The organism is Fischerella sp. PCC 9605 (genome assembly GCF_000517105.1).
Lineage (GTDB): Bacteria > Cyanobacteriota > Cyanobacteriia > Cyanobacteriales > Nostocaceae > PCC9605.
Genome location: NZ_KI912153.1, coordinates 206,564 through 222,293, shown reverse-complemented (window position 1 = coordinate 222,293; position 15,730 = coordinate 206,564). Strand labels below are relative to the sequence as shown.

The 15,730-nt window shown below is 44.9% G+C and carries 13 protein-coding genes; 5 read left to right on the top strand and 8 right to left on the bottom strand.

Going from position 1 to position 15,730, the window contains the following annotated elements; all coding sequences use genetic code 11:
* The first annotated feature begins 105 nt into the window (after positions 1 to 105).
* On the top strand, positions 106 to 2,562 hold the full coding sequence (locus FIS9605_RS0133455; protein ID WP_026736363.1) for an ATP-dependent helicase: 2,457 nt from the start codon (positions 106 to 108) through the stop codon (positions 2,560 to 2,562).
* Positions 2,563 to 2,692: 130 nt separating this feature from the next.
* Here the strand turns inward: FIS9605_RS0133455 and hoxE are convergent, their stop codons facing one another.
* From hoxE to nifJ, 4 genes are all read right to left on the bottom strand, one after another.
* A complete protein-coding gene (hoxE, locus tag FIS9605_RS0133450; RefSeq protein ID WP_026736362.1) occupies positions 2,693 to 3,196 on the bottom strand; it encodes a bidirectional hydrogenase complex protein HoxE in 504 nt (167 codons plus the stop codon).
* A gap of 158 nt (positions 3,197 to 3,354) precedes the next feature.
* Positions 3,355 to 3,891, bottom strand: coding sequence for a universal stress protein (locus FIS9605_RS0133445; protein WP_026736361.1), 537 nt, complete (start codon positions 3,889 to 3,891; stop codon positions 3,355 to 3,357).
* 96 nt (positions 3,892 to 3,987) lie between these two features.
* Positions 3,988 to 5,019: a dihydroorotate dehydrogenase-like protein gene (locus FIS9605_RS0133440; RefSeq protein WP_026736360.1), complete on the bottom strand. Its 1,032-nt coding sequence runs from the start codon at positions 5,017 to 5,019 to the stop codon at positions 3,988 to 3,990.
* 95 nt (positions 5,020 to 5,114) lie between these two features.
* Entirely contained in the window at positions 5,115 to 8,762 is a 3,648-nt protein-coding gene (nifJ, locus tag FIS9605_RS0133435; protein WP_026736359.1) for a pyruvate:ferredoxin (flavodoxin) oxidoreductase, read from the bottom strand.
* A 405-nt stretch (positions 8,763 to 9,167) separates the two neighbouring features.
* Here nifJ and FIS9605_RS0133430 point away from each other — a divergent pair, with 405 nt between their 5' ends.
* The gene (locus FIS9605_RS0133430; RefSeq protein ID WP_026736358.1) at positions 9,168 to 9,764 is read left to right on the top strand and encodes a Uma2 family endonuclease; all 597 of its coding nucleotides are present in this window, start codon (positions 9,168 to 9,170) and stop codon (positions 9,762 to 9,764) included.
* Between the two features lie 225 nt (positions 9,765 to 9,989).
* On the opposite strand, the gene FIS9605_RS0133425 is transcribed toward FIS9605_RS0133430, so the two are convergent.
* Positions 9,990 to 10,583 carry a hypothetical protein gene (locus FIS9605_RS0133425; protein WP_026736357.1) on the bottom strand — a complete coding sequence of 198 codons (594 nt, stop codon included), beginning with the start codon at positions 10,581 to 10,583 and terminating at the stop codon, positions 9,990 to 9,992.
* A gap of 163 nt (positions 10,584 to 10,746) precedes the next feature.
* Here FIS9605_RS0133425 and FIS9605_RS0133420 point away from each other — a divergent pair, with 163 nt between their 5' ends.
* The 3 genes from FIS9605_RS0133420 to FIS9605_RS0133410 all read left to right on the top strand — a co-directional run bounded on the left by FIS9605_RS0133420 (position 10,747) and on the right by FIS9605_RS0133410 (position 12,803).
* Positions 10,747 to 10,974: a DUF2281 domain-containing protein gene (locus FIS9605_RS0133420; RefSeq protein ID WP_026736356.1), complete on the top strand. Its 228-nt coding sequence runs from the start codon at positions 10,747 to 10,749 to the stop codon at positions 10,972 to 10,974.
* Positions 10,971 to 11,372 (top strand): type II toxin-antitoxin system VapC family toxin, encoded by a 402-nt coding sequence (locus FIS9605_RS0133415; RefSeq protein ID WP_026736355.1) that lies wholly within the window; start codon positions 10,971 to 10,973, stop codon positions 11,370 to 11,372. The genes FIS9605_RS0133420 and FIS9605_RS0133415 overlap by 4 nt, the downstream gene beginning before the upstream one ends.
* A 207-nt stretch (positions 11,373 to 11,579) precedes the next feature.
* Positions 11,580 to 12,803 carry a hypothetical protein gene (locus FIS9605_RS0133410; RefSeq protein WP_026736354.1) on the top strand — a complete coding sequence of 408 codons (1,224 nt, stop codon included), beginning with the start codon at positions 11,580 to 11,582 and terminating at the stop codon, positions 12,801 to 12,803.
* Positions 12,804 to 12,962: 159 nt separating this feature from the next.
* Here FIS9605_RS0133410 and FIS9605_RS0133405 read toward each other — a convergent pair whose 3' ends face one another.
* The 3 genes from FIS9605_RS0133405 to FIS9605_RS39425 form a co-directional block, all read right to left on the bottom strand.
* Complete coding sequence (locus FIS9605_RS0133405; protein WP_026736353.1) at positions 12,963 to 13,766, bottom strand: hypothetical protein; 804 nt, start codon at positions 13,764 to 13,766, stop codon at positions 12,963 to 12,965.
* A 94-nt stretch (positions 13,767 to 13,860) separates the two neighbouring features.
* Positions 13,861 to 14,247 carry a MarR family winged helix-turn-helix transcriptional regulator gene (locus tag FIS9605_RS0133400; protein ID WP_082209943.1) on the bottom strand — a complete coding sequence of 129 codons (387 nt, stop codon included), beginning with the start codon at positions 14,245 to 14,247 and terminating at the stop codon, positions 13,861 to 13,863.
* 433 nt (positions 14,248 to 14,680) lie between these two features.
* On the bottom strand, positions 14,681 to 15,730 hold a 1,050-nt coding region (locus FIS9605_RS39425), incomplete at its 5' end, for an HNH endonuclease (RefSeq protein ID WP_331280991.1).

Sequence of the window (15,730 nt, the reverse complement as noted above, 5' to 3'; positions counted from 1 at the left end):
TCAGTTGTTGATGATTACCCACTAACCACTAACCACTATCTACTAACTACTTTTTTTATCCAAAATCTAAAATTTTAAGTGTAAGACAATCATTTTACATATCCAGTGCCTCAAGAATCTCATCCAATAGAAGTCTATCCTCAGTTACCTTCGTCTTTGCTTAGAGAAAATGCTATTTTGAGCATCCGTAATAGCCTGCGTCTTGGACAGCAACCAATGGCTGATTGGCATTCGGGGCCATTGGCTGTTTCTGCTGTTCCTGGTGCTGGTAAATCTACGGGAATGGCAGCGGCGGCAGCTATTGCGATCGCTCGTCAGTATCAGCGTTCAGCTTCTTCGCGTTCGTCTGAACGCCGGCAGTTGGTGGTTGTGACGTTTACTCGTTCTGCTGTTGCCAATATCAAAGCTAAAATCCGCAAATATTTGCGTGACAATTTATCCTTACCTCAGACTGGTTTCGTTGTGCATACGCTGCACGGTTTGGCTTTAAACATTGCCAGTCGCCATCCCGATTTATCGGGTTTGCAGTTAGAAAATGTCACATTAATTACCCCTACTCAAAGTCACCGCTTCATTCGTACTGCTGTAGAACAATGGATTGCTAGCCATCCAGGACGTTATTCTCGCTTGCTAGAAGGTATCCAATTTGACGGAGAAGAAACAGAAAGGTTGCGTCGTCAGTCAGTATTGCGAACTGAAGTATTACCAGACTTGGCAACTACCGTGATTCATGAGGCAAAAAGTTCTGGGATATCACCGGAAGATTTGCGACACTTAAGTGAACAAACCACCGATAAATATGCAATCTTAAGCGTTGCAGCTGGGTTATACGAGCAATATCAAAATTTGATGCGATCGCGTGAATTTATTGACTACGATGACATGATTTTAGCCGCCCTGCGAGTTCTGGCAAACCCCAGCGCCCGCAGAATTGAGCAAAACCAAGTTTTCGCAGTTTTTGAAGACGAAGCCCAAGATTCTAGCCCACTACAAACCAAACTACTAGAAATTCTCGCCACCGACCCAGAAGAAGGAGAGGGGGAGGGGGAGAGAGGAGGAGGGGGGGAAATTTCCTCATCTAAAATCCATAGAAGCGACAGCGGCTTTCCGCAGGGTAATCCAAAATCCAAAATCAACCTAGTGCGCGTTGGCGATCCCAACCAAGCGATTAACTCCACCTTTACTCCAGCAGACCCGATCTATTTCCGCCAGTTTTGCGAAGAATGCAACACTCAACAACGACTGGCAACAATGGATCAAGCCGGTCGCAGTACCAAAATTATCATTGATGCTGCCAATTTTGTTCTCGGGTGGGTGAATAGCTATTCGTCATTAGTCATTAGTCATCCGTCATCTGTAAATAACAAAGGACAAATGACTAATGACAAAGGACTATTACCGTTTCGTCCTCAAACAATTCGCCTTGTTGACCCCGACGATCCCCAACCCGATGCTAATCCGCAACCAGTGGGAAGAGGACTGGAAATTTACACACCACGTGACATTCATCACACAGTTGAATTGCTATCCCAGAGGATTGTCCAGTTATTTGCTCAAGATCCAACTAGTGTCAGTGCAGCGATTTTAGTCAGGGAGAACCGCCAAGGAAGGTGGTTGGCAGAAGCGCTGACATCAACATGCAAAGAGCATAAAATTTTACTTTATGATGTGGGAGAACGCGATCGCCACTCCCATGTACCCCAGGAAATTTTGGCATTGCTGCAATTTTGCGATCGCCCTCATTCCCCTGACTATTTGAAAGCTGCCCTAGAAGTGTTTGTAGAGCGTCAGTTAATTCCTACTCAAGACCTCAACGCCCTCGCTTCTGTACCAGAAGAATTTTTGTATCCCGGTCCTTTGTCTACACCCCAGCCAGAACCAGTGCAAAAAGCCGCACACATATGTCGAAGTTTACTTCGCGCTCGGATGGAATTGCCTTTGTATCAGCTAATTTCCTTCCTGGCTCTAGCATTAAATTACGACCAAGCAGAACTGGCAACCGCTGACAAACTTGCAGAAAGAGTAAACTTGCAGATGGCTGGTAATACCGCGATGGCAAACATGCTGGGCGTACTCAGTGAAATTGTCAGCTCTGAAAGATTTGAACCTGTAGAAACAGAAGACTTAGAAGCCCGTTATACCCGTCGCGGTCAGCTGACAATTATCACCATGCACAAAGCCAAAGGGTTAGACTGGGATTACGTATTTCTCCCCTTTCTTCATGAAAGCTTGATACCTGGTAGGTTTTGGGTTCCTCCCCAAAGTCAGTTTTTGGGCGATTTTACTTTATCAGAAGTTGCTCGCGCTCAAATTCGCGCCGCTCTCCACGGTCAATCGAGTTTACCGGATGTTACCCAAGCTTGGGAACAAGCAAAATACTTGAAAACCGCTGAGGAGTATCGTTTGCTTTACGTCGCTATGACACGGGCAAAACGCCTATTGTGGATGTCTGCTGCCCAAAAAGCACCCTTTACTTGGAGTAAACCAGAGAATTTACAATCTTCAGCACCGTGTCCGGTATTTCCAGCATTGAAGCGGCAGTTTCCTGAATGTGTGCTGTAGATTTGAGAAGGCAGTCGCGATGAAAAAAATTCACCACCATGCATGAAAAACTTCATCCTCTCTCCCAAGTTGGGAGAGTGAGGTATAGATGCAGTAAGTGATTAATCGGATTTGAGATGAGGCGATCGCTCTACTCCTGCAACCATCCTTGAATGTGTTCTTGGACTGACTCAGGGGTTTGATAACCACACACTGTGCCATCAAAAACCACAGCAGGTGCAAGACTACAAGCACCCAAACATCGCGCTGTTAAAACTGATACTTGACCATCTGGTGTTGTTTCTCCAGCGTGAATGTGGGAAGACTTTTCCAGATTTGCCAAAATTTCCGGAGCACCTTTGACGTAACAAGCCGTACCCGTACACACCACACAGGTATGCTTGCCCTTGGGTGCGAGTGAAAACAAATGATAGAAAGTAGCCACACCATAAACCCGGCTGGGTGGCAGTTTCAGACTGTGGGCAATGTAAAGTAATAAATCGTTCTCTAAGAAGCCAAATAGTTCTTGCGCCTTATGTAGAATTTCAATCAGAGCATCTTGCTGATACTGATGACGCTTCATCGTCGCGTCCAGCATCTTAAAGCGTTTATCACCACTAGGATGAGAGAGTGAGAGAGGGCGAGAGGATTTCATTTTTATTTGCTTATTGATGTGCAATGTGTAACAACCAGTCCTTACTTACATACGCTTTTTACTTAGTAAATAATTTCCCAAATTCATTACGAATTAAACTCATAAAAACTCCGCGTTCCTCTGCGTTTAAAAACACTACGATTTACACAAAGCCGTACTTAACTAGAGGTGGAAGCACTTGTAGTTTCTTTTACCGTTTCACCATCTTTGGCACTAACGGCAAGATGCACAACATGAACCGAACAGGGAGTATGGTGAAGGACGTAGTTACTGACACTGCCAAGGAATAATTCTGTCAGACCAGAGTGACCTCGACGCCCAATAACAATTAGGTCAGCACCCCAATTACCAGCTAAGTCACAAATCACTCGACCAGGACTGCCAAGGATTTGTCTAAATTCAGTATTGACACCTGTTGTATTTGCTTGAGCGCTCAAATGTTGCAATATCTCTACACCTTGATTTTTCCACGTTTCTAACTGCTGTTGATAAAGCTCGAAGGCTTGCTCCGACATCCCTGAATAGTAGTCAAAACTGGAAAACATCGGCACATAGGGACTGCCCTCTTCTTCCACAGATAAAACGTGCAGTAGCATTAAGCTAGCTCCAGTCATCTTCGCCAAAGCCAACCCTTGTTCAAAAACCTGCTTGCTCATTTCCGAGCGATCCAACGCAACTAAAATCTTTTTAAACATATAAACCTCGAATATTTAAAGCTGGGTAGCGACTCTTGTCCTACAGTGAGCTTTATAGGAAAACAATTTGAGAAACTTGTGAGCAAAGTAACAGTACTAACCAAAATAAGATGATGGCTCATACATACGCTGCCATTCTGGTTTGTACGTTTGCAGCGCTTTCATGTACTGCGATCGCTCAAAAGCGCTCGGATCGGGACAGTTTTTCTGGCTCATGCTCCCTTGTAGTAGCTGTACAGATTCGTATTCGTGTTTTTCCATCCATGTACGCATTTCTTGTTCAATACACCGAATGTGATTGATGCCCTCCCGCAACAGTACGGAACAAAGCATGGTAATGTTTGCTCCTGCCATAAGCATCTTCAACACATCCCGTGCGTTATGGATACCACTGGTAGCAGCTAGGCTGGCATTGATGCGATCGTAAAGAATGGCAATCCAGCGCAAGGGTAGACGCATCGCCTGGGGAGTGCTTAAAAGCACATTTGGTTGCACTTCCAAGTTTTCGAGATTGATATCTGGTTGGTAAAAGCGATTGAATAACACCAAACCATCAGCCCCTGCATTATCCAAGCGCTTGGCCATATTTGCCATGTTGGTAAAATACGGACTCAGCTTGACGGCTACAGGAATAGTAACTGCGGTTTTTACTGCTTGGAGAATGTCAATATAGGTTTGCTCTATCTGTTCGCTCGTCAGTTCTATGTCAGTAGGAACGTAGTAAATATTTAATTCTACTGCTGATGCTCCTGCTTGCTGGATCAGTCTGGCGTAGTCAGTCCAGCCACCAACAGAGGAACCATTCAGACTCGCAATAATAGGAATTGCTACCTTTTCCTTCGCCTTACGGATGTGGTTGAGGTATTCTTCTGGCCCGACACGGAAGTTTGCTGGTTCGGGAAAATAGGTCAGGGCTTCAGAGAAGCTTTCAGTACCATAGGTGAGGTGATGGTGCAGTTCATAGCGTTCTAGGGTAATCTGTTCTTCAAACAGCGAATGCATCACCACTGCTGCTGCCCCCGCGTCTTCCATGCGTTTGATGTTATCAATATCTTCGGAAAGCGGGGATGCTGATGGCACAAGTGGCGATCGCAATGTCATCCCCATATAAGTAGTAGTTAAGTCCATTGTCTTTCCCCAAAACTGCTAATCTATCAAGATTGATTTGATGAGTTCGTAGTTGGTGCTTTAGTGAAGACAGCACTAACTACAAACCTCAACAATTACCCAGATACCAAATCTTTGAGATCGCCTGTATTTTTGGCTTCACCATTATGACCATTGAACTTCTCTAGATGCCGTGCTGCCAAATATTGGTACATTTGCCAGCGAGTATTCACATCTTGCTGTGCTTCCTCTAGTAACCGCTTTGCCTCTTCTGGCTTGCTCTTGGTCAACATCTTGAAGCGATTCTCAAGATACATCGATTGTTCTACCGGAATCTTCGGTGTGCGAGAGTCGAGTTGCAGTGGGTTTTCACCCAACTTGATTCGGTCAGGGTTAAACCGATATAGCAGCCAGCGACCTGAGTCTACGGCGGCTTTTTGGTTCTGCATTGCCGTACTCATGTTGATACCGTGGGCGATGCAATGGCTGTAGGCAATAATTAATGATGGGCCTTCATACGCTTCCGCTTCGAGGAACGTTTTGAGCGTGTGTTCGTCTCGTGCGCCCATTGCTACGCTGGCAACGTAGACGTTTCCGTAAGTCATCGCCATTAAACCTAAGTCTTTTTTAGTAGCGGGTTTACCACCAGCGGCAAATTTCGCCACTGCTGCTTTGGGCGTTGCTTTGGACATCTGCCCACCAGTGTTGGAATATACCTCAGTATCAAGAACCAGGATATTTACGTTGCGTCCGCTAGCTAAGACATGATCTAGTCCACCAAAGCCAATATCGTAAGCCCAACCGTCACCACCAATCATCCAGATACTCTTCTTGACCAGGTAATCGGCAAGAGATCTGAGATTTTGAATTTTGGATTTTAGAGATGTTGCATGCAACGTCTCTACATTTGCCAGAATTTCATCTAACCGTTGTTTCAGTAATTTTACTCGTTCCCGTTGTTCCCAAATATCTGCTTCGTCTTTTTGTTTGGCGTTAAGGATGCTATTTGCCAGTTCCTCACCTACTTCGATCGCCAATTTTTGCAGCAATCCAGTCGCGATTTCTGCTTGTTTGTCAATCGAAATGCGGAAACCCAAACCAAATTCGGCGTTATCTTCAAATAGCGAGTTAGACCACGCCGGGCCCCTACCTTCGGCGTTTTGCGTCCATGGTGTAGTTGGCAAGTTACCACCGTAGATAGAAGAACAGCCAGTAGCGTTAGCAACAATCATGCGATCGCCAAACAATTGCGTCGCCAGTTTAATATACGGTGTCTCGCCACAACCAGCACAAGCACCAGAGAATTCAAACAATGGCTCTTGCATCTGCTGCTGGTTGATGTGATTGAGCTTTAACTCTCGTCGGTCAGGATTAGGAAGACTCAAGAAGAAATGCCAATTTTCTCGTTCTTGTTCCCGCAATGGCATTTGCGGTTCCATATTGATTGCCTTGCGGCGTGGTTCGGCTTTATTCTTCGCCGGACAAACATCTACGCAAATACCGCAACCCGTACAATCTTCTGCTGCCACTTGGATCGTGAACTTCAAATCCTTCCAATCGTGGTCTTTAGCATCCGTACTCTTAAACGTAGATGGTGCATTTTCTAACTCTTGCGGCTCGTAAACCTTACTGCGGATGACGCTGTGCGGACACACCATCACGCACTTGCCGCACTGCACACAGACATTTGGATCCCAAACGGGTATTTCTTGGGCAATGTTGCGTTTTTCCCATTTTGCCGTGCCTGTGGGATAAGTACCATCCACAGGCAAAGCACTCACTGGCAGTTCATCGCCACACTTAGCAATCATCTTACCCAGAACTTCCCGTACAAAAGCAGGTGCAGTATCGGGTACGGCTGGACGCTGTTCGATGTTGCTATCGACAAGTTCGGGAACTTGGACTTCATAGAGATTATCCAGTGTCCGATCTACGGCGTTGAGGTTCATTTGCACAATTTCAGTACCTTTCTTGCCGTAGGTTTTGCGGATGGATTTCTTAATTTCTGCGATCGCTTCTTCTCGTGGCAAAACGCCGGATACGGCAAAAAAGCAGACTTGCATCACCGTGTTAATCCGTCCGCCCATACCTGCTTCACGAGCGACTTTATAGGCGTTAATTACATAGAACTTCAGCCGCTTCTGGATAATCTGCTCTTGCACCAATCGCGGTAAGTGACTCCAAACTTCCTGCGGTTTGTAGGGACTGTTCAGCAGGAAAGTACCGCCGGGGACGATATGAGCCAGCATATCCAACTGTTCCAGAAATCCCCACTGGTGACAAGCGACAAAGTTGGCTTGATTCACTAAGTAAGTAGAACGGATGGGTTGGGAACCAAAGCGCAGGTGGGAAACTGTAACGGAACCTGATTTTTTCGAGTCGTAGACGAAGTAGCCTTGGGCGTAATTGTTTGTTTCTTCGCCAATAATCTTAATCGAGTTTTTGTTAGCTCCGACAGTGCCATCGGAACCCAAGCCGTAAAAAATGGCTCGCACGATGTTATCTGGTTCAATGCTGAAGTCAGGATCGTAATCTAAGCTGGTGTGGGTAATGTCATCGTTGATGCCGATGGTGAAGTGATTTTTGGGATCACTAGCAGCAAGATTGTCGAAAATGCCTTTAATCATCGCTGGTGTGAACTCTTTAGAAGATAGACCGTAGCGACCACCAACGATTTTGGGGATTGGGTATTGGGCATTGGGCATCGGGTTTTCTGTAAGGGCAGTAACAACATCCACATACAGTGGTTCGCCGGCTGCGCCTGGTTCTTTGGTGCGATCAAGAACTGCGATCGCTTTTGTCGTTTCTGGTAAAGCCGCGACAAACCGCTTAGCATCAAAAGGACGATATAGCCGCACTTTTACCACACCAACTTTCTCACCTCGGGCGTTTAAGTAATCTACGGTTTCATGCACTGCCTCGCAACCGGAACCCATCAGAACTATGACTCTTTCAGCAGCGGGATCGCCGTGGTATTCAAATAGTTTGTACTGTCGCCCAGTCATGGCGGCAAATTCGTCCATGACTTTCTGGGTGATGTCTGGGCAAGCCAAATAATAAGGATTGACGGTTTCCCTAGCCTGGAAGTAGACATCAGGGTTTTGTGCCGTACCGCGCAGTACGGGTTTGTCGGGCGTGAGGGCGCGAGAACGATGGGCGAGTATTAACTCATCCGGGATAAAGCTGCGTAAATCTTCTTCTGTTAGCAGTTCAATTTTGTTAATTTCATGGGAAGTCCTAAAGCCATCAAAGAAGTGTAAAAAAGGCACCCGTGATTCTAGGGTTGCCCGCGTAGAAATTAAAGCAAAATCATGGGCTTCTTGCGGTGAGGCGGCGCACAGCATCGCAAAACCAGTGGCACGGGTTGCCATCACATCGCTGTGATCGCCAAAAATGGAGAGGGCTTGGGCGGCGAGCGATCGCGCAGCAACATGAAAAACTGTAGGAGTTAATTCTCCGGCAATTTTGTACATATTCGGGATCATCAGCAACAATCCCTGCGATGCTGTAAATGTGGTGGTCAGCGAACCGGTTTGCAAAGCACCATGTACTGCACCAGCGACACCGCCCTCACTCTGCATCTGTACTACCGTAGGAACGCTACCCCAAATGTTTGGTTTGCCTTCCGCAGTCCAAGCATCTGCCCACTCAGCCATTGGTGAAGAGGGAGTAATTGGGTAAATCGCAATGACTTCATTTAATTTGTAAACAACTTGGGCAGCAGCTTCATTACCATCTATAGTTGCAAAAGTTCTGGTTTTCATTGTCCTCAGCCTTTTGACTTTGGCGAGAGTAATATCAGTGGGATCATTGAGCCAGACTTTTACTGCTCTGGCTCTAACATTGCACATCAAATGATTTTGTAGAGTGGAACCCACCATTGCTGAATTTGCTGTATGGGGGTGGGCAATCAAAAGTTAAATCCTAAATATTAAATCTTTACGCAATTGTGCAACTCCCTGGCTCTACTTTGAGATTAAGAGGAAAACTTGAGGAAGTTGTGAGGAACTAGAAGGGTGTCCAGGAAATTTGGAAGGACTGCTGATATTTACTCAGACGTGAAAGTTATAAATAAAGTGAATAATGCTTGCCTAAAGTTCTCTTGTTTGATGTGGAATTCGGAACACAGGACTAAAATCAGGTAAAGGCATATCTACAAGGGCGATGCCATGACCACAACTCCAGCACCCACTAAAAGATTCACCTTTGAAGAGTACCTAGCTTATGATGATGGCACTGATACCCGCTACGAACTGGTCAACGGAGAATTAGTTCCCATGAGTCTTGGTAGTGGACAGCATGGGGCAATAGCCGAATATCTCAACGATCTGTTTCGCGCTGAAATTCGACGGCTAGGTTTGGACTGGACATCCAAGCAAATGGTTATTGGCGTTCGTTCCCCTCGTGCTGGCAGATGGGACACATCGAGAATTCCAGATGTGGTGGTTATTCCCTTGTCCCAATGGCAAGAGTTGAGAAACCGAGAGGCTGTTATCGAACTTAACGAACCACCTCCGGTGTTGGTGGTGGAAGTTGTCAGCGAATCGACAAAGACCGCAGATTATCGAGCTAAGCGGGTTGAGTATAATGTTTTGGAAATTCCAGAGTATTGGGTCGTAGATCCGCTAATTAACAAAGTGACCGTTTTTACTTTGATTGAGGAACTATACGAAGGTGTAGAGTTTGTAAGTGGCGATCGCATTGGGTCTCAGACTTTTCCAGAATTAGAACTGACTGTTGACCAAGTTTTAGCTGCTGGAGATTAAGGAAGACAAGTTGCTGAATGTTAAGGAGTAGTGGTAGGAATATAACTTATTACAAGAGCCAATACTGCATATCGCATCTGCAAAACATTAGCTCTTAAAATTTCTTTATGTAAAGAGTTATTTTGTTGCATATCCTGGCTGGCACGACACCCTTTAAGGGTTTGCAACGGTTAACTCCTTTATTCTCTCACTGAGTTATAAAAGAGCGGTATGTTCCAAGCTAATTTAGTAATCTAGATTTGTAAATCCTTCGGGATTTGATTCTTCACTATAGTCATCATGTAAGGGATATGAGCCAAATCTTCTATTTTTAGATTCTCGTCTCAAATAACCTAAATATTTTTTACCAAACCTAGTTTCGTAGCTATTGCATTCATGCCAGTTAATATTACGTTCTGAATTATATTCTTGTATTTCATGAAAATTTTGTAATCCAGTTAAACATGATTTTAACTCATCAAAAATTTTTCTTAATTTTATAGTTTTTTCTCTATATTCTTCTTCACTATATTTATGAGTATCTATAAAGTCTATTATTTTACAATATTTGTATCCTAAAATCTCTTCTGCAAACATTACTTTTAAAATATCTACTTCATTATAACTATAACAATTTGGCATATATTTATCTAACCATTGATCTACTTGTTTAAACCAATACTGTAGCTCATCGTATACTTTTGCACGAATTAATAAATCTCTTAAATGAACTTTATGAACCTTTAATACGTGTTGTGCAAGGCGATACTGCCTAACTTTTACATTACAGCAAGGACAAGATGCAAAAGGAGAGGAATTGTGTTTTATGCTCTTGACCATAACTCACCCCAATAAATAATAAACCTAAGCTAATCTTCAGCAACAGGAATTGTCCTCAGAATTTATTGGGATAGAATAATTACTATTTCTTTGATAAATATTATAAAAGCTTTATATTTAAGGTAAAACGTATATGATTGAAGTTCATAACAAGCTAAGAACTATGAGTATTGAAAGCGCAATCATAGAAAAGCTGCGGACATTACCCCCAGATAAACAACAGCAAGTTTTGGAGTTTACTGAGTTCTTGCAGCAAAAAACAATCCCCAAGCGTCCTCGTCGCAGTCTCAAGGGACTCTGGGCAAACTTAGGAATTGAAATTACTGAAGCCGATATTGCAGAGGCACGAGGTGAAATGTGGGGTAATTTCCCGAGGGAAAATATTTTATGAGTGGGGTGGTGGCAGACACTCACACAGCGATCTGGTATCTACTGGGAACAAAAAACTTATCTACCAATGCTGCTGAAGCTCTTGATCGGGCAACTGATGCTGGTTACTCAATTTATGTGGCTTCAATCTCCCTAATTGAAGTGATCTATTTGGTAGAAAGGGGAAGAATACCAGAAATAGCACTGGAATTGCTCAATAAGGCTTTATCGGAGTCAAATACTGGCTTTGTGATTGTGCCACTGGATTTGGGTGTAGCACAAATGCTCCGTAAAATTCCGAGAGACATGATACCAGATATGCCAGATCGAATCATTGCAGCAACAGCACTTCATTTAAATGTGCCACTGGTCACTCGTGATACTAAAATCCTAGCTTCAGGAATAGATACAATTTGGTAGCCACTTTCTAGGCATTCGTCTGTGAATCTATGAGCGACATAACCCTCTCCTCTCTTCCTCTGTTACCTCTGCGTCTTCTGTGGTTCGATTCTGAAAAGCGATCGCTAATGTTTATGCTCAAATAGTATTAGCAACGCAAGTTAGCAGGCATAAGTATTGAAAGCGCCATCATAGAAAAGCTGCGTACACTACTTCCAGAAAGCGCTCATGCCAACGCTGAAAGAAAGGCTATTTGCGGCACTTCAAGCAGCGGGGATGCCTCAGATTCCCGGTGAGTTCTCCGTTGTCCCGTGGTATCAAGAAATTCCCCAATCACTACTGGCAGAGATTCGTGAATTCATCCGCTTATTTGACCGAGTGACAACACGGCTCACCTGGCAGTCGGCGGTGACTGCTGATAGCCTGGAAATTACCAGACATCGACGCCCAGAGGTCTGCTTTTTCAGTGCTTGGGACTTCCACCTACCAACCGAACATCCATCTGATTGGCAGTTGATTGAATTCAATGACAATGGCTCTGGTCTTTTCTTTGCTGGATTAATTAACCAGATATTCTACGACATTTCCGGCTTGAAACAGCGCTCAGACATCCAGCCACCGCCAAATTTTTCTGCTCTGGGCGAGTTAGTGGCTGGCATAGTGGAAGCAGAAGCCAAGAGATTTTTTGGGAAATTTCCTGATGGTCTGTTTCTGATTTTGGATGATGCGGAATCGCTGCAACGAGGAAAGTTTCGACAAGAACTGATCCTAATGCGCGACCTCTGGCGACAGCGGGGATGGCAAACAGAAATCGCTTCGCCTGCGGAGATTCGCTGGGATGGCAGGCAGCTGCTTTGGGATGAGCAAGAGGTCTGTTTTATTGTCAACCGCTCAACAGATTTCTTGTGGCAGGCGGAGGTTTTTACTCCTCTACGAACCGCCTACACTCAGGGTAGAGTCTATGTTGCCCCGAATCCTTTTACCTATGCCACCCGCAGTGATAAGCGGTTGCTAGAGTTTTTGTCTCTCCCCGACCGCGATGAACAGTTGGGCATTCAAGCCGAAGAACGAACTATGCTAAGCGCCCATGTGCCCGAAACTCACCTAATCCGAGAAGATAATTTGGAGGCGATCGCCCGCACGAAGGAAGAGTTTTTCTTTAAGCCACTTTATGGTTTTGGGGGTCGTGGCGTACTTACTGGTGCTCAGGTGGGGCGATCGCGCCTACATAGGTTACTCAAGCGCGGGGAACACTATGTTGCTCAGAAAAGAGTGCCAAAATTTCTCCTACAATCTGAAAATATCCATGAAAGCATTTCCCTATGGACAGATCTGCGGGTATGGGCTTATCAGGGAGAGATTTTCTTGTTATCAGGCCGTGCTTCCCAGCGTCCGGATATCCTGGATCTGACTCCTCCCGGTGGCTGGCTACCAACCTATGCTCAGGTATAACTGAAGCTGACATCGCGAAGGAAAATATTTTAAGTAATGAGTTTGCACTCTTACGGGGAAAGGGGAAAAGATACTTTCATACCTTTCACCCTTACCCTTTTTCCTTTTCCCGACTTTTTTAAGAAGTCTATACTTGTGGAAGTAGGTTATGCGCGGGAATTACTGCACATCTGTTGTTAACACTGAAACTGCATTAGACTTAGTTGTTGTGGTTTGTGCTTGTGAAATTAGCTTGATGAGTGAATATATATGCAGCACAGTTGCAATGGGAACAACGAAAAGCGGAATGAGCGACAGTGGAAAATAAGCGAAGGGTTGAGTAACGAGAATTTTTTCATTAAACAAAGTATGACTTAAGTTGCTGTAGAGAATACCGCTACCAATACCTACTGCGATCGCCAAATCTAGCAAACCAATAGCATTCCACAGGATTGCTAAGTAGCGCCAGCCATTCCCTTGTTTCCAAACCCAATAAGCAACTAGTGGAGCAAGTAAGCCAGTGATTAGATCGCCATAACCTGCTGGAATAGCAAAGTAAGCAGGCAAAATATCCAAAACCATCAATGGCAAAAATACGATACCAATGATTCGGTAGATTTGAATCCCAATCAACCAGTGCTGTGGTGCTGTTACAACAATATTTTGCCATGTACGTGAACGAAGTAACAGTAAACCGATCGCAACAGGCATGAGAATCAGAGGTAGCATACCAATGGTAGGAGCACCAGGATGGAGAGCTGGCACATAAGAATTCATAGTAGCTGCCAGCGTTGGTGCTAAGAGCAACCATGCTGTTGGCACTACTGCCATGAGAACCGCAGTGATTCGCTGTGTGTTTGCTGGTAGATTAAGACGCTTGACAATTCGAGTAATACCAAGCCATAGCGCTATACCAACTGCAAGATCGGTGAAGATGATCGCGACTGCAACATAGGCAGGTATTTTGGTGAGTGTGTCTGTCATTATTGGATTTCCTCTGCTAATTTTTGGCAAAAAAACACAGAACACATACAAGAATTTTTGGAAAAAGTGTACATACACATATTTGAGAAAAAAATTAAGCCCCTTGAACAATTTGAGTTGAATTGGCAAGGAGAGCAAGCAAGGTACTTGCGGCTTCTGCTCCTAACCCCTGAACCATTTTGGTCTGGGCTTGCTCCCATAGAGGAAGTGCTTCTTCCACAACCGCTCGACCTTGTGGAGTCAGTGACACAAGGCGTTCACGACGATCCTCACCAACTGTAATTTCAATCAATCCCTGTTCCTCAAGGGGTTTAAGGTTGCGTGTGAGAGTAGTGCGATCCATAGACAACACGTTTGTTAAGTCAGTCAACTTTATTAAACCCGTCTGCATCAAAGCTGCTAGCACAGTGAACTGTGTGCCACGCAAACCCAATGGCTTGAGAGTATCGTCATAAAGTTGCGTTACTGCTCGTGTAGCCATACGAAGATTGGCACAAACGCACAACCTTGTTTGAATGAAATCACATTGAGATGTTTCCACTTCTGCTAATTACGTGTATATACACTTTTAAGGATAGAGTTTTTTCTTCAGATTGTCAAACAAGCGAGACGAGATATTAACTTTGGTGTCTTAGTGTCTTGGTGAGTCCAGCCCCCGTCTTGGTGAGGAACGCGGTCTTGGGGAGGCAGTGCGGTCTTGGGGAGGCGCGGGTGCGGAACCTGCGTCCGCACATAGAGCGCCGTGGTTTCCCCCATGAGCGACTGGTGAACCCGGAGGGCTTCTCGCAGAGTAGGGTGGTTAATAAAATTTGTTTTTGAACCACAAAGACACAAAGGCACAAAGTAGAGTAGGCGACCAGCGAGTTACTAAAGCACTTTTCTGCCCGCCCCTCCCCAAACCGGGCTTACGCTTTTCAGAGTACCCGGCTTTCCAGTGTTTCCATGTCGATGGTAGTTCTTTGGGTTATATGTCCTGCATGGATATCCATGTGGCATTGCTGACATACGACTAAGGTTTTACGTTGTCGGGCTGCCATGATTTGAACCCAGTAAGGCGGTGGGGTTTTCCCTTTCTTTTGTAAGTCCTTCAGCGCTCGAACATGATGTACCTGGACATTTTCTTGTGAACCGCAAAGTTCACAGGTGTTAGCCAACAATCGGCGTTCGAGTTCTGTTCTCGGACCTATGATTTGTAAGGGTGAATCGTTGAGGACTGCTTTCATATTTCTCGAAAGAGAGATTCCTCCCCAGTTGGCTATCAACGGCTTTTGTCCTTCTCCACGTTCAACCGTTACTTGTAGTCCAACACATAGACCATTACGAGTTTGAAGTGTGGTTTGATAGTGACGGTATATCGTTCTAACGCTGATACGCAGTTTATGGGCGAGGGTTTGAACTAGTGACCGTTCCATTACCCATTTCAAACGGTTTAGTTGGTGTAAGTTATAAGCCAATCGATAGTACTCTACGATTCCTCGAAACTCCTGCTGGTAATGAGCCACGATGCTGAAAACAGAATCGTGAACTAATTCGGCACGGTGTATCGGTTTACCGTGAAGTAGGAAGCGAGCGCTTTTACTTTTTACAACATCTGATGGTACTCTTAAACCAATTTGCCCATTGATACTGCGGTGTCCCCGCCGATCAAGCCTTTGGTTGTTATTAAGCACTACAATGTCATAACCGAGAAAACGAGCAGCTTCCATGCGTGCGTGGGAGATTAGCGTTTTGGTTTCGGACAATTCAAGTTTGAGATTTTCTCGGAGAAATGTGCCGATTTCGCGCTTAATCTCTTCTGCTTCCTCGTGTGGACCACTGAAGCCAATCAGCCAATCATCAGCGTAGCGAATATAACGTAGGCGGCGATAGTTTGGGTCGAATGGGTCTAAGGAGGGAACCTGCTGCATTAGTCTGCGAGCAGTATGAGCCTCAATTAATAGACCCTTCTTTTTCAAACGTTGAAC